Below are 14,993 nucleotides of genomic sequence, written 5' to 3'. Positions count from 1 at the left end.
ACTTCTAATAAATGAAGAAAATATGAACACCTATTGTACCGAGGTGTTCGTTCGATGAAAAAACTTCTAGGAGTTAAAAACAAGCTTTTATCAGAGCAACATGAACAAAAGCAAGAAGAACCCAGGGACTTAATCCATAACCCAATTACGTTACAGGAGATTCAAAAGGAGTTCGAAAATTGCTCAGATATTAAACATTATTCAATGCCCTCACTACAGATTGATTTTTTATATTTCAAGTCTCTAATTAGTAAGGACATTTTTGAAAGAGAAATATTAAACCCGCTTAATCATAATCTTGAACCTTCTGAGCTTTTTACTAGTCAACAATTTGAAATAGGAAAAAGCGCTGAAAGAGTGGTTGAAGGAATTTTAGATGGCAATGTAGCTGTTTTTTATAATCAGCAAGTATTTTTATTAGATGCTTATGAGCCGAAAAATCGTGCAATTGAACAGACAGAGACAGAAAGTACAATTACTGGTGCTCACGATGCATTTATTGAAGGGTTGGAGCCGAATTTATCTCTCATTCGCAAAAGAATTAAAAGCTCAAAGTTAAAAATTATAAAACTACGAGCCGGTGAAGTGACAAAAACGGATCTTGTAATATTGTATATCGAAGACATTGCCAATGAAGTATTTGTTAATACACTAAAAGAACGGATTTCAGCAATAGAGATTGATGCGATATACGATACAGATATGTTTGTTCAATTAATCGATGAACATCCTAACTCGATCTTCCCGCAATTTAATACGACGGAACGTCCTGATGTGGTTGTCAATCAACTTGTTAATGGAAAGGTAGTCGGTCTGGTTGATAATAGTCCAACAGCATTTATTGCACCGACGAATTTTTTTGAATTTTTTGATTCACCAGATGATAAAAATCAACGTTGGGCGATTGGGACAGCGACAAAATTATTACGATATTTGTCTATCGTTATCACAATTACGTTTACTGCTTTTTATGTTGCCGTTACAACGTACCACTATGAAATGATACCGGAAACGTTGCTATTATCGTTAGCGGAGTCACGCCACCGGGTGCCGTTTCCACCACTTTTAGAAGCATTAATTATGGAGATCACGATTGAACTTTTACGTGAGGCAGGAGCACGGTTACCAACTAAGATTGGACAAACGATCGGTATTGTTGGCGGAATCGTTATAGGACAGGCTGCAGTACAAGCTGGTTTAGTCAGTAATACATTAATTATTGCTGTAGCTATATCGGCAATTGCTTCGTTTGTTCTACCGAGTTATATGTTGAGTGCATCTATACGAATTGCGCGTTTTGGCCTCATTATTCTAGCGGGAGCATTGGGAAATTTCGGACTGTTAATTGGTATCATTTTCATCCTTCTGCACTTAGTAAAAGTAACAAGTCTGCAAATGTCTTATCTAACACCGGTAGCTCCAATCGAAGCTTCTGATTTAAAAACTGCAATACTAAGGGCTCCATTCTGGGCAGATAAAGAAAGGATGTCAGAAGCTGTAACGGAGAACAAAATTAAAACGAAAATGAGAAAGTAGTGTGGAAAGCGTATGGAAGGAAGAGTGTATCAATTTCACTTAATTGTATTAACGTATATGATTCAGTCTGGCGTCGTTATATTCGCTCTTCCTCGTATTCTAGGTGAGGTGTTTGGAACCAATGGCTGGATTGCGATTTTTCCTCTTTCGGTCATTGTTATATTAAATATTTGGTTATTTTCATTTGTATATAAGAAGATTGGCGAACGGTCTATGTTTGAAGTAATTTCAATTGCGTTGCCAAAGTGGATTTACTATCTGCTGTTCTTCATCATCATTATCTTGTGGTGTGCACTCGCTGCCCTTGTATTGAAACAGTTTGCAATTATTATTCAAATTATTTTTTTTCCAACAACACATGTTTTTTGGTTTATTACGACTATGTTTATTATTGTTTTTGTTTTTTTGAACTTAGGAATAACGAACATGGTAAAAGCAGGGACAATCTTTTTTTATTTTTCGATTTGGACTTTGTTATTAGGGTTGATTTTTTTGGGGGAATTCGATTTCGTACGATTAACTCCTTTTTTGTTTAAGGACGGGGATCTGACCCTTTTTCAAATTGGATCCGTTTATACCTCTTTTCTTGGTTTTGAAATTATGTTTTTACTAACACCATATGTAAAAAAGAGTGCCAAATTAATTCGTTCGATGATACTTGGTAATTTACTGACAACCTTCGTTTACGGATACACCTCGTTAATTTGTTTTGGGTTTTACAGTCTGCAACAATTAGTTAAAATTCAGTTTCCTACTCTAGAGCTTTTTGCATACATTGAGGCCCCGTTCTTAGAAAGAGTTGACAATTTAATTGTTCCTGTCTTTATCATTAAGATCATCGTTACAGGTGTGTTCTTTTTATGGGGAGCAAAAGAGGCGTTAAGTTTTATAGGTAATAATGTCAAAGAGAAGAAAAGTATAATTATAGTAGTTGTTACTGCTTATGTTATTACTTACTATTTCACTACCTATACAGAGTTAGAGACGTGGTTAACGGACATTGCAGTGATCGAAATTGGTGTGGCGTTCGGCTTACCGCTTCTTACCTTATTGCTCCTGCCAATTGCAAGAAGGAAGGTGCAGCTATGAAGATGATTCAATGGCTTCTACTGGTGGTTTTGTTAGTTGGTTGTACCGACCAGAGAATTATTGAAGATGTAGGTTTCGTTCAAGGGATGTCATTGGATATCTCTGATCCAAAACAACATGAAGCTGACAATCGATTACTTGTATCAGTTTCTATTCCTCAAGTAGATCCAGAAATGGCTGCGAAGCGAGAAGTTTTAACAACATTGGCGAATAGTGATAAAGAAGCCATGCTCGCTATTTCTCGTAAAACAAACCGACAAATTGTAAGTGGCCAATTAAGGACATTATTCTTTGGGTTAGAACTTTCGGAACATGGAATTGGTGAGAATATTGAAACGATGAATAGAGATCCCATTTTTGGTCCAAGAGTAAAAATTGCAGTAGTAAACGGTAAAGCTCATGATCTATTAATCAAAGAATATAAGCAACATCCGAGAACAAGCAGATATGTGGATCAACTTCTCGAAAAAGAAGCCAACTTAAATATGATACCGGAAGTTAGGATTTATCAATTTACGAGAGATTGGATGGATGAAGGAATAGACCCTGTTGTTCCTATTTTAAAAGAAGGCATAGATGATATTATCGTTGATGGAATAGCTCTTTTTCAAGAAGATCGGTATGTAGGGAAAATTGAGCCTAAACAAGCACGCATTTTCTTTTTTGTAAGTGGAAAGTTCACTGGCGGTGCCTTACAAATGTCATTTAAAGAGGAAGGCATTGAACGATCTGTACAGGTATTATATTCTTCGGTGGTAAATCGAAGAAAAATTAATGTGATACATCATGGACCAAATGATATTGAGATTGAACTTGGCATCTGGGTACGTGGTCAATTACTTGAGTATAATGGTAAGTTAGATGTTACAAGTGAGGAAGGACAACACCGGTTAGAGAGGGAAATTGAACAGTATATAAAAGAAGAAGTCGAGGATATTGTAAAGACCATGCAACAATTAAATGCAGATAGTATTGGTCTAGGGAGATATGTTAGAAATAGTATGAGTTATAATGACTGGAAACAAATGGACTGGAGAGAGGTATTCCCAACTATACATGTTACATGTAACGTAGAAGCAAAAATAAGAGACTTTGGATATTTCAGATAAAACAAAATTAGAATAAAAATCCTTTTTCTGTACATCCTAACATTGAAACAAATAATTGATATGTTTTTTGGAGGTGTATGTCATGCCAAGAATTGGTGTGGAACAATCGTTAACTGCTGTACAACAAGAGCTTCAATCAAGAGGCTATGATGTCGTTCAATTAAAGCAAGAGCAAGATGCAAATGGTTGCGATTGCTGCGTAATTACAGGACAAGACCAAGATATGATGGGGATTCAAAATGTAGTTACAGCCGGTTCTGTTATTTCAGCACAAGGAATGTCGGCTGAAGAAGTTTGTCAACAGGTCGAGCAAAAATTAAATCAATAATGATAAAAAAGGTGAGGTACACTTTTCATAGTGTCCTCACTTTTTTTGTGGAATAGGACATTCTAGTCACCGAATGTAATAAGTATGGAGGTGATTAAATGTTCTATCATGTAAAGGAGTTACAACATCCTGCTAAACCTGAATGTCCAGATCCAGTCTTTGCAAGAAAATTGCAAGAAATTTTAGGAGGACAATTTGGCGAAATTTCAGTAGCGTTACAATATTTATTTCAAGGGTGGTCATTTAGAGGAGACGAAAAGTATCGAGATCTACTTATGGATACTGGAACAGAAGAGTTGGCACATATTGAAATGTTAGCAACGATGATTGCGAGATTACTTGATGGTGCACCAGTTGGGGATTTAGAAGATGCCGCAAAAGACCCTGTCATTGGCGCGATCTTAGGTGGCATGAACCCGCAGCATGCAATTGTTTCTGGCTTAGGTGCAATGCCTGCTGACAGTGTAGGTAACCCTTGGACAGCAAGCTATATTAATGCGAGTGGGAACCTATTAGCTGATTTTCGTATGAACCTAACCTATGAGTCTCAGGGACGACTCCAAGCAGTAAGGCTTTATGAAATGACAAATGACCGTGGAGTTAAGGATATGTTATCATGGCTAATTGCTCGCGATACGATGCACCAGAATATGTGGCAAGCGGCTATCGCTGAGCTAGAAGCTCAAGAAAACATTGTTGTTCCGAGTACGTTCCCTCGGCATTTGGAAAAACAAGAAGTTTCTTATACCTTCTTCAATTTGTCTCGCGGTGAAGAAAGTAGTAGAGGACGATGGGCAAGTGGACCAAGTATGGATAGTATGGGACAATTTCAGTATGTGGCACAACCAGTTCCATTTGGCAGAAAGCCTAAACTTAAACCAGCCCCGCCTTATATGCATAACACGATGCTGCCAGGCCATCATCATAATATCCCGCCGCATCTGGCATAAACACAAAACTCTCCCTGTACCCCGGCACCTCTTTAGTTTGTTAAAGGTGCCTGGTACCAGGGAGAGTTTTTTTGAACATAGGCCCAGCGATTAGTGAGACTTAGCCGATTGGGCGCTTGCGCTTTTGCTTTTCTTGTTAAAGAATGTCGACTTGAACTAGTATCGCTAGTAATAATTGAAGTAACACTTGAATATTTGCTGCAATTTGAGTGTCAGTTGTTGTAACTTGGACGTTACGGGAGTTTTCAATAATCGTTTTTTGTTTCGTTACTTGCTTGATTTTAGAAGATTGAAGTAATTCTTGCGTGATCATATCTGCTTTTGTGCTGTCTGCAATTGAAATACTAATTACAATTGCAATCGCTGCCTGTAGTGAAGCTTGAAGAGATAGTGCAGCTTTCGTATCAGTACTATTTACAGAAACATCACAGGAATCTTTGATCATAATAGACTCTTCTGATAACTGAAATGTTTTATTTGTCTGTTCAGCTACTTGTGCAACCTCTTCTTGTTCTTCTTTTTTCGGTGGGCATAATGGGTGTTTCTTTTTAGGATCTAATGCTGACCAGTCTGATTTTTTCTTATCAGTCGAATAGAAAACTTCTTGGTTACTCATAATTAGTTATTCCTCCTTTTTGTGTGTCTACTTCAACTTATGTACTACAAGTGCACATTGTTTGGACAAATATCTTGATTAAATAGTCCAATTGTAAAAAAACAGCTCCAACAAATTTGGAGCTGTTAAGCTTACTTTCTACGATTGAAAAAGGTTTTTACGGATGTAACATCGTTTGTGGACTGGAAGGTTTGCCGTTGTGGTGTACTTGACTGGGGTGCTTGATTTATTTGTGATGTTTCAGGTGTTGATGTTGATGTGCTTTCCGTTGAAAAGTCTTGTTCTGTTAATTGTTTATTTTGGTTTTCAAGAAAGCGCTGTACCTCACCTTCAATATCTCCAACAATTTCCTTAATCTTCTTTTTTTCTTTTTTCGTAAGGTCTATATCTTTAGGGGAAACCTTATGCTTTTTTAATACTTGACCTACAACTAACTCCATTAATTTCTTTTGGTTACTTGGATTAAAGTTTTCACTCATCTTGAATCTCCCTTTCTTTGCGTACAAGATATTAATAACATATGGGACATATGCCGAAATGGTGTAGGCAGCTGGAGAAACTCTTTATATAATTATAAAAAAAGTGGCTGATACACGTTATCAGCCACTTGAAAAATTGGTACCTTTATTCTTTTAAGTCAACTATGTTATTGGACCTATTTTTTCAATTAGCAAGACCATAATTCTTGACAGAGTTTATTGTTGCAAGAAGTATACCTTATATAATCCTCTATGCATTTTTCTTTTCAATATATACTTGATGCGGGAAAGGAATTTCAATACCATTTGCATCTAGAGCTTCTTTTAGCTCCTTACGCAAAGTACGTTCAACTGCCCATTGTTCCATATTAACAGTCTTAGCAACAATACGAAGAACAACATCAGAATCTCCTAAACTTTGGACACCAACAACGTTAGGCCCTTCTACAATTCTTTCATCCTCAGTTGCAATTCGATCACATACTGCTTGCATCACTTTCACAGCTTCATCAATATTGTCATCGTAGGAGATACTCATATCTACTAATGCACGCATATTGCCTCTAGAGTGGTTACTGACACTTGAGATATTTCGGTTAGGAATAAAGTGCAGAGTCCCGTCAAAACCTCTAATTAAAGTTGTGCGTAATCCAACTTCTTCCACGATCCCATCGAGCCCTGAAGCTGTTACGTAATCGCCAACATCAATTTGTCTTTCTAATAAAATAAAAAAGCCAGTAACGACATCACTCACTAAGCCTTGAGCACCAAAACCAATTGCTAAACCAATAATACCAGCACCCGCAATTAACCCGGTCGCATCAAGTCCGAATATACTAATTACAATCGTAATAAATACAAAGATAAGGACGTATGAAAAAGCATTCAAAGCTAACTTTTCTAATGTTTTAACTCGACCTAACGATATATCTTTTTGCTCTTGCATCTTTGTAAAGCCCGTCTTAATTATTTTATTTCCAATAGACTTAGCGATAATAAACGCAATGATAGCAATTACGGCTTGCCCAAAGATCTCTATGCCTCCTTCTAAAAATGAAGTCCAATTAATATCTTCAAACCATTGATTCACAAAACCACTCCTATATTTATTTTTATACCGGTTCATTTTAAGTAAATCCTCATTAAGAATTTATGAAAGATCCACCCATATTAAAGAAAAACCTTCCCTTATTCTATTCCCAGAAAATTTGAATGTAAAACGATAAGTGTAGAAAAAAGGAAACTTTTTTATAATGTAACGAGATAAAGGAGAATTTTAAAAGTGTAATCCCAAGCATTTATTGTAGAAAAACTTTAATAATTGTTTACGTAAAATTAAAGTTTAGTTCATTAAACTGTGGGTATAATAGCAATAGTGTGACAAGAGGAAGGAATATGATAGTAATTTAGATGAACTATAATTTAATATGATCTAAAATAACCTTCTCTTAAATCTCAACGTTAAATCACTTAGGAGGTATGTACATATGTCAGATAAGCGTATGGTAGCAAAGCAAGCTCCTCGTTTTGAAATGGAAGCTGTTTTACCGAACAAAGAATTTGGAAAAGTTAGTCTTGAAGATAATATGAAAGATGATAAATGGACCGTTCTATTCTTCTATCCAATGGACTTCACATTCGTTTGCCCTACAGAAATTACTGCACTAAGCGACCGTTATGATGAGTTTGAAGATTTAGATGCAGAAGTAATTGGTGTTTCTACTGATACGATTCACACGCATAAAGCATGGATTAACACTTCTCGTGATGACAATGGTTTAGGTGAATTAAAGTATCCGTTAGCTGCAGATACAAATCACCAAGTTTCGCGTGATTATGGTGTGTTAATTGAAGATGCAGGTGTAGCACTTCGTGGACTATTCATTATTAGTCCAGAAGGTGAGTTAATGTACTCTGTAGTAAATCACAATAACATTGGTCGTGATGTTGATGAAACGTTACGTGTGCTTCAAGCACTACAAACGGGTGGACTATGCCCAGCAAATTGGAAACCAGGACAAGAAACCCTAAACGCTTAATTTAAGTACATATGATAAAAAAATAAAGGTCTAGCATTTATGTTAGACCTTTTTTCAACTATTTTAATATACCAAGGAGGGAAAAGGATGGCGCTAAAGTTACGCTCACCAATGCCAGACCTAAGCGGGGCAACTGAGTGGTTAAACGGCAGTGGGATAAGCAAAGAAGAATTACTAGGAAGTAAACCGACATTATTTCACTTTTGGTCAGTTTCATGGGGGCTTTGTAAAGATGCTATGCCAAATATTAATGAATTCCGTGATAAATATGCGAATCAGTTAAATGTAATTGCTATTCACATGCCACGTTCAGAAAAAGATACAGATATTGAACAGATCAAACAGGTAGCTGAGGATCATGGCATCTCACAACTAATTGCTGTTGATAACGCACATAAAATTACGGATTCGTTCGAAAATCAGTATGTCCCGGCCTACTATGTGTTTGATGCCGAAGGTCAACTTCGCCACTTCCAAGCAGGTGGAAGTGGTATGAAGATGTTAACAAAACGAGTTAATCGAGTATTAGGAATCAAAGAAGAGTAACTTTAAATATGAAATAAATCTATTTATGAGCAGTCGAATGTGTAAAATTCGCCTGCTCTTTTTTGTATTTGAAGTATGGAATGTTAAAAGGTATTTGGTTTAAATCCGTTTTTTTCAGTTCTAACGTCAACAAAAGGCTGGATATTAAAAAATCACTATGGGTATATCACCATTTTTCACTTATTACCATATATAAGTAATGAGGTGATTTGATGAATATTATAGACAAGCGTAATTCATTAGCGAGACACGCGAGTAGAAGATACCGTCGTCGTTCTAGAGGTGCTATTAGAAATATTGCTATTCATCATAGTGCCACAACTTCAGGTAGCGCAGAAGCATTTGCGAGGTACCACGTTAACAATTTAGGGTGGCCAGGAATTGGGTATCACTACGTGGTAGATCGTGATGGGGCCATTAGCTGGTGCCATGATCTAGAAGTTGTTAGTTACCATGTAGGTAACAGTAATGGGATGGCTGTTGGCGTTTGTATGGTCGGGGATTTCCGTACTCAGACTCCTACATCTCAACAACGTGAAGCCGCTTTAGAACTGACACAGTTTTTAATGAATGAGCTCAATATACCTGTTGATAACGTGTGGGGCCACATTGAATTTCCAGGGTATTCTTGGAAACCTTGCCCTTCAATCAGTATGACGCAATTCCGCTCTCAATTAGCCGAAAGAACGGGTCAAATTGACCGTTCAGCCATCCCTTCACCGACGTATGTTGCTGGAGCTAGACAACGTACCATTTTGTCAAGAGGCGACCAAGGTGATGATATTATGGCACTTCAAGAACGCCTTAATGAATTAAATTTCATGCCAGGACCAATCGATGGAATTTTTGGTCCGCAAACATTTGATGCAGTGGTTCGGTTTCAACGAGCTGCTGGTATTGCTGTAGATGGAATCGTCGGTCCTCAAACACGTGCCGCATTAAGAGATTTCGATGGAAATATGGAAATCGTTGAACATGGGTCTCCAACAGATGAACCGGATGAGCGTGAAGAAATATTTACAAGTGAATCAAGAAGGATGTTACGTCATATTACACCTCTGATGCGTGGTGAAGATGTGCGTGAAGTTCAACAAAAAGTAGGAGCAATGGTGGATGGATTGTATGGACCTGAAACAGCACAAAGAGTGAGAGACTTTCAACGAAGAGAAAACATTACTGTAGATGGTATTGTTGGACCGCAAACATGGAGAGCGTTGGATCGTGTCAGTCCGAATGAACATCCTAGCTACACTCGATTAATCTCTCTTCAGACACCATTTATGAGAGGAGACGATGTTAGAAGGGTTCAGCGTGCTTTAAATGTTACCGTAGATGGATTATATGGCCCAATAACTGAACAGGCGGTTAGAAACTTTCAGCGAAGGGAAGGTATAACCGTAGACGGAATTGTCGGACCGCAAACTTGGTCACGTTTATTTTCTTAACTAATTTATAGATAACAACAATGTGCCAGTTTTCCTCTAACTGATATAAAGGACTAGATAAAATGGTTCCTTTTATTGAGGTTGAGGTACCTGGCACTCTTTGTTTTTTTAGGCATTATAAATACTTTCTATGATAAAATTTAAATAAAATAAACAAGGCTTGCGTGAGGAGGACTTCATGAAAAAGCAATTTGCTGTAATCGGTTTAGGGAGATTTGGGGGAAGTATCTGTAAAGAACTAAGTAGATTAGGAATGGAAGTTATGGCAATTGATCATTCTCCAGAAAAAGTAGACGAATTTAAAGATATTGTCACTCATGCAGTTGTAGCTAATTCCACGGATGAAGCAGCCTTAAAGAATTTAGGAATACGAAACTTTGACCATGTAATTGTTGCGATTGGTGACGACATTCAATCAAGTATTTTAACAACTTTAATGTTACATGAATTAGGTGTAAAGCATATTACAGTAAAAGCACAAAATGACTATCATGAAAAAGTGCTTGAGAAAATTGGGGCACATGAAATTGTTCATCCAGAGCGAGATATCGGGATTCGCATTGCGCATCATATTGTCTCCAAAAATGTTTTAGACTACTTAGAACTCTCAGACGAATATAGTATAGTAGAGTTGATTGCTGGCGAAAAAATACACGGAAAAACATTAATAGACTTAGATATTCGTGCTAAGTATGGGATTAATATTATGGCGATTAAACGCAAAGAAGAAATCAATGTTTCTCCGCAAGCGTATGAAAAAATTTGTAGAGGGGACATATTAATTGTTATCGGCGCCGATAGAGATATTGACCGCTTTGAAAAACAGTTGTTAGATGAAGGATAAATGAATTAATATTTTAGAATATAGTTTATATTAAGAAAGTAGAAGAGCACCAATATTTATAATTAGAAAGTATGAGAGCAACATACGAGGCTCGATTAACCAAAATAAAAAGAGTAGAGGTCATTAAACTGGTACCTCCTACTCTTTTTACTATGGGTTTTACACTTCCATAATTATAGGTAATATCATTGGCTTTCTCTTCGTACGCTCGTAAAGGAAAGGACCAAGAATATCACTTATTTCATTTTTGATTTCAGACCATTGCGTCGTTTTTCTTTCCATGACCTCATCAAGGTGTTTTGCAAGCATTTGCTGTGCTTCTTGAATTAAATCTCCAGCTTCACGCATGTAGACAAATCCTCGAGAGATAATATCTGGTCCGGCAGACACTTTAAATTCTTTCATATTTAAGCTTACAACAACAACTACTAACCCTTCTTCAGATAGGATGCGACGGTCCCGTAAAACAATATTTCCAATATCGCCTATACCGCTGCCGTCTACATAAACTGAACCAGAAGGAACCTTACCAGAAATTATGGCTTCTTCTTTATTCATTGAAAGGACTTCACCGTTATCCATAATAAAGCAATTTTTCTCAGGTACACCACAATCTTGTGCGAGCTTCGTATGCATTTTTAACATACGATACTCTCCGTGAATAGGTAAGAAATATTGAGGCTTGATGAGTCGTAACATTAACTTTTGTTCTTCTTGTCCACCATGACCAGAAGTATGAATGTTGCTTAAAGAACCGTGAATGACATTCGCACCAACACGATAAAGCTGATTAATCGTCTTACTCACACTTAAAGTATTGCCTGGTATTGGAGACGATGAAAATACAACCGTATCTCCAGGAATAATTTGGATTTGTCGATGCGTACCAAAGGCAATTCGTGATAATGCAGCCATTGGTTCACCTTGGCTTCCTGTACATAGAATCGTTACTTGGTTGTCAGGAAGTTTATTTAATTGCGATGGTTCTATAAATGTACCTTTAGGTGCACGAATATATCCAAGATCTTGTCCAATTGTTAAAGCCGATTCCATACTTCTTCCGAATACGGCTATTTTTCTACCGTACTGAACTGCAGATTCGACAACTTGCTGTAAACGATGAATATTCGAAGCGAAGGTTGCAAAAATGACGCGCCCCTCTACTTTTCTAAAAATACTGTCAATACTTTCACCGACTTTACGCTCTGACATGGTAAATTCAGGGATCTCACTATTGGTACTGTCTGAAAGGAGGCATAGTACGCCTTCCTCACCGATTTTAGCCATTTTTGTTAAATTGGCTGGTTCACCAACAGGTGTAAAATCAAATTTAAAATCACCAGTATGAACGATGCTGCCAGCTGGTGTTTTTACTACAATTCCATATGCATCAGGGATACTATGAGTCGTTCTGAAAAATTCTACAGTTGTATTGGCAAATTTAATCGGTTGATCTTCATGAATTTCGTGCATTTTTACTTTGCGAAGTAGTCCATGCTCTTCTAATTTATTTTTAATTAAACCAAGAGCTAGTTTTCCGCCATAAATGGGAATATTTACGTCTCGCATTAAATATGGAATTCCACCGATGTGGTCTTCATGTCCGTGCGTTATAAATAGACCTTTAATTTTTTCTTCGTTCCGAACTAGGTATGTGTAATCGGGAATGACATAATCAATTCCTAGGAGCTCATCCTCTGGAAATTTAATTCCCGCATCAATTAATATGATTTCGTCTTGATATTGGACTGCATAGGTGTTCTTGCCGATCTCACCTAGGCCGCCTAATGCAAAAACGGATGCTTGATTTGGTTTAGCTTGTTTCATGTCTTACCCCTGTTCTATCTGGAAGTTAGGATTTTGTTTTTCATACTCAAGAAACACACCTGATATTTGTTGGACAAATTCGATGCTGATGTTTTTGTCGGCAAGTTTTTTTCGAGCTTCTCTTTCACTGTTCGCTTCAACATAATAAGACCTTGTATTTTCTCGAACAGGAACTTGGTCGGGTCTTGGTTGATAGAATACTTTATAAATCATAATACCTCTCCTTTAATAAGTGTTGAACCTTTTATTTATTATCATATTATAAATTAAATTGGTTAGATTTTCATGCATTTATTCTTCTTTGCCAATTTATTTCAATAATATTCATTTTTTATGTAAAAAGGGGAAGCTTTTTTGAAAATCTTCCCTTTGTTAGTTATACGTTTTAATGTGGGCTTTGCGCAAGTCTTTTTTTGGGAAGTATTCCTCGACAGTGCTTGACCAATTTTCGTTTCAATTTTTTTAGCATGTCATCCGCCTCCTTTTAGGAAGTGATAAAATATACGGTCCTAACATTTTGTTTGTCTTAGTATGTGGAAATTTATAAAAAAACTACAAGGTAATAAATGGCTATTAATATTTTTCCTTTAAACTCAGTTTGAAATCCTTCATACTTAAAAGAGTAAGTTTTGAATTTTTATTTTGTTTAAAAATTAAGCCCATCTTTGTTTTGGTTCTTTTTTGAAGCTTTAGGCCAAAGTGTGATTAGAACGAAGTATTGCTTAGCTAACGGTACAATAGCAACAATAGGTTTTAATTATAAAAAAGTAAATAATATAAATTAGAGAAGGAGCTATGTTCAATGATGAAGGGAAGAGAAGAGAAAATTGTTTTTTTTGACATTGACGGAACATTATATGACCATAACAAAATGATACCTGGTTCAACAGTAGCTGCGATTAATGAGTTGAAACGAAATGGAGTTCATGTTGCTATTGCGACTGGGAGGGCGCCTTTTATGTACAAAGGGTTGCGGGATGAATTAGGAATTGATACATATATCAGCTTCAACGGTTCCTATGTGATTTTTAACAATGATGTTATTTTTAAATCACCGTTAGAAACAGACAAACTTAAAGTACTAGAGAAGGACGCCTTGGCAAATGAACATCCAATGATCTTCTTAGACGATAATAATCACTATTCTAATTATAAAGAGCACCCTTATATTCATGAATGTATTAGCAGCTTAAAGCTTCATTTACCTGACTACAATCCAGGCTTTTACCATTCACAAGAAGTATATCAAGCGTTGATTTTCTGTGAAGATCATCATGAAGAGATGTACATGCATGGACATGATCACTTTGATTATGTCAGGTGGCACCGTTATTCTATTGATGTCTTACCCAATGGAGGTTCCAAAGCAAAAGGAATTGAAATCCTTTTAAAGCAGATGGATATCCCTGTTGAAAACGCCTATGCTTTTGGTGATGGTTTAAATGATAAAGAGATGTTGTCTTATGTAGGTACGGGTGTAGCGATGGGGAATGGTCACGAAGAGGTGAAAGATGTCGCAAATATAGTAACGAACCATGTAGACGATGACGGGATTTTAGTCGGCCTGAAAAAGGTTGGACTGTTGAGATAAATGCGATAAGAAAAGACGTGACACACGATTTGTAGTCACGTCTTTGTGTTATAGCTTAGGAAGTGGTTTGGTAAATTTATCTTGGTAACCTTCTATACGGTCGTAGAACATAATTCCATTTAAGTGATCTATTTCATGTTGGAACACAATGGAAACTAGTCCTTTCAAACGCATTGAAACTTCTTCGCCCTCAAGTGTAGTTCCTTTTACCGTTATCCTAGAGTATCGTGGGACGAGTCCAGGAACGTCTCGATCAACAGAAAGACAACCCTCACCATTCTCTAAGTGATTTAGTTCAACGGAGTGGCTGATAATCTTCGGATTAAACATCCCGCAGCTTATTAATTCCTCATTTTCGTCATATACATGAACAGCAATCATTCGTTTACTAATTCCAATTTGCGGTGCAGCAATACCGATTCCGGGCCTTAAATTATAACGTTCTGCTATTTCAGGGTCTTGACTATTAATAACAAATTGAAGCATTCCTTCTAAAGTTTCTCTGTCTTCTTTTGATGGTGGAAGCGGAACATCTTTTGCAATTTGTCTTAAAACAGGGTGCCCTTCTCGAATAACATCTTTCATTGTGATCAT

16 protein-coding genes are annotated in these 14,993 nt (G+C 36.9%); 10 read left to right on the top strand and 6 right to left on the bottom strand.

From position 1 onward, the window contains the following. Window positions 1–54: 54 nt before the first annotated feature. From N7Z68_RS07145 to N7Z68_RS07125, 5 genes are all read left to right on the top strand, one after another. The gene (locus N7Z68_RS07145; RefSeq protein ID WP_275117772.1) at window positions 55–1,536 is read left to right on the top strand and encodes a spore germination protein; all 1,482 of its coding nucleotides are present in this window, start codon (window positions 55–57) and stop codon (window positions 1,534–1,536) included. A 12-nt stretch (window positions 1,537–1,548) separates the two neighbouring features. Next, window positions 1,549–2,625 carry a GerAB/ArcD/ProY family transporter gene (locus tag N7Z68_RS07140; protein ID WP_275117771.1) on the top strand — a complete coding sequence of 359 codons (1,077 nt, stop codon included), beginning with the start codon at window positions 1,549–1,551 and terminating at the stop codon, window positions 2,623–2,625. Beyond that, on the top strand, window positions 2,622–3,734 hold the full coding sequence (locus N7Z68_RS07135; protein ID WP_275117770.1) for a Ger(x)C family spore germination protein: 1,113 nt from the start codon (window positions 2,622–2,624) through the stop codon (window positions 3,732–3,734). The genes N7Z68_RS07140 and N7Z68_RS07135 overlap by 4 nt, the downstream gene beginning before the upstream one ends. An 82-nt stretch (window positions 3,735–3,816) precedes the next feature. Then, window positions 3,817–4,062: a YkuS family protein gene (locus N7Z68_RS07130; RefSeq protein WP_216828151.1), complete on the top strand. Its 246-nt coding sequence runs from the start codon at window positions 3,817–3,819 to the stop codon at window positions 4,060–4,062. 98 nt (window positions 4,063–4,160) lie between these two features. Then, complete coding sequence (locus N7Z68_RS07125; protein WP_275117769.1) at window positions 4,161–5,012, top strand: manganese catalase; 852 nt, start codon at window positions 4,161–4,163, stop codon at window positions 5,010–5,012. A gap of 136 nt (window positions 5,013–5,148) precedes the next feature. Here N7Z68_RS07125 and N7Z68_RS07120 read toward each other — a convergent pair whose 3' ends face one another. The 3 genes from N7Z68_RS07120 to N7Z68_RS07110 form a co-directional block, all read right to left on the bottom strand. Continuing rightward, window positions 5,149–5,628: a spore coat protein gene (locus N7Z68_RS07120; protein WP_275117768.1), complete on the bottom strand. Its 480-nt coding sequence runs from the start codon at window positions 5,626–5,628 to the stop codon at window positions 5,149–5,151. 131 nt (window positions 5,629–5,759) lie between these two features. Beyond that, a complete protein-coding gene (locus tag N7Z68_RS07115; RefSeq protein WP_275117767.1) occupies window positions 5,760–6,107 on the bottom strand; it encodes a hypothetical protein in 348 nt (115 codons plus the stop codon). A gap of 250 nt (window positions 6,108–6,357) precedes the next feature. Then, window positions 6,358–7,197, bottom strand: coding sequence for a mechanosensitive ion channel family protein (locus N7Z68_RS07110; RefSeq protein ID WP_275117766.1), 840 nt, complete (start codon window positions 7,195–7,197; stop codon window positions 6,358–6,360). A gap of 397 nt (window positions 7,198–7,594) precedes the next feature. Here N7Z68_RS07110 and N7Z68_RS07105 point away from each other — a divergent pair, with 397 nt between their 5' ends. From N7Z68_RS07105 to N7Z68_RS07090, 4 genes are all read left to right on the top strand, one after another. Next, entirely contained in the window at window positions 7,595–8,146 is a 552-nt protein-coding gene (locus N7Z68_RS07105) for a peroxiredoxin (RefSeq protein ID WP_275117765.1), read from the top strand. An 87-nt stretch (window positions 8,147–8,233) separates the two neighbouring features. After that, the gene (locus N7Z68_RS07100; RefSeq protein WP_275117764.1) at window positions 8,234–8,692 is read left to right on the top strand and encodes a TlpA family protein disulfide reductase; all 459 of its coding nucleotides are present in this window, start codon (window positions 8,234–8,236) and stop codon (window positions 8,690–8,692) included. A 212-nt stretch (window positions 8,693–8,904) separates the two neighbouring features. After that, window positions 8,905–10,137, top strand: coding sequence for a peptidoglycan recognition protein family protein (locus N7Z68_RS07095; protein ID WP_275117763.1), 1,233 nt, complete (start codon window positions 8,905–8,907; stop codon window positions 10,135–10,137). 178 nt (window positions 10,138–10,315) lie between these two features. Beyond that, a complete protein-coding gene (locus N7Z68_RS07090) occupies window positions 10,316–10,981 on the top strand; it encodes a potassium channel family protein (protein WP_275117762.1) in 666 nt (221 codons plus the stop codon). A gap of 159 nt (window positions 10,982–11,140) precedes the next feature. On the opposite strand, the gene rnjA is transcribed toward N7Z68_RS07090, so the two are convergent. Together rnjA and N7Z68_RS07080 are read right to left on the bottom strand one after the other, a co-directional pair. Next, window positions 11,141–12,808: a ribonuclease J1 gene (rnjA, locus tag N7Z68_RS07085; RefSeq protein ID WP_275117761.1), complete on the bottom strand. Its 1,668-nt coding sequence runs from the start codon at window positions 12,806–12,808 to the stop codon at window positions 11,141–11,143. A gap of 3 nt (window positions 12,809–12,811) precedes the next feature. Continuing rightward, window positions 12,812–13,021, bottom strand: a complete 210-nt coding sequence (locus N7Z68_RS07080) for a DNA-dependent RNA polymerase subunit epsilon (protein WP_275117760.1) — start codon at window positions 13,019–13,021, stop codon at window positions 12,812–12,814. A 589-nt stretch (window positions 13,022–13,610) separates the two neighbouring features. Here N7Z68_RS07080 and N7Z68_RS07075 point away from each other — a divergent pair. Then, window positions 13,611–14,399 (top strand): Cof-type HAD-IIB family hydrolase, encoded by a 789-nt coding sequence (locus N7Z68_RS07075; RefSeq protein ID WP_275117759.1) that lies wholly within the window; start codon window positions 13,611–13,613, stop codon window positions 14,397–14,399. Window positions 14,400–14,447: 48 nt separating this feature from the next. On the opposite strand, the gene def is transcribed toward N7Z68_RS07075, so the two are convergent. After that, on the bottom strand, window positions 14,448–14,993 hold the full coding sequence (gene def / locus N7Z68_RS07070) for a peptide deformylase (RefSeq protein ID WP_275117758.1): 546 nt from the start codon (window positions 14,991–14,993) through the stop codon (window positions 14,448–14,450).

Origin of the sequence: Alkalihalobacterium chitinilyticum, from assembly GCF_029028005.1 — a bacterium.
Taxonomy (GTDB): Bacteria; Bacillota; Bacilli; order Bacillales; family Bacillaceae_F; genus Alkalihalobacterium; species Alkalihalobacterium chitinilyticum.
Note: the sequence above shows the minus strand (reverse complement) of the source record. Positions and strands in the feature narration are given on the sequence as shown.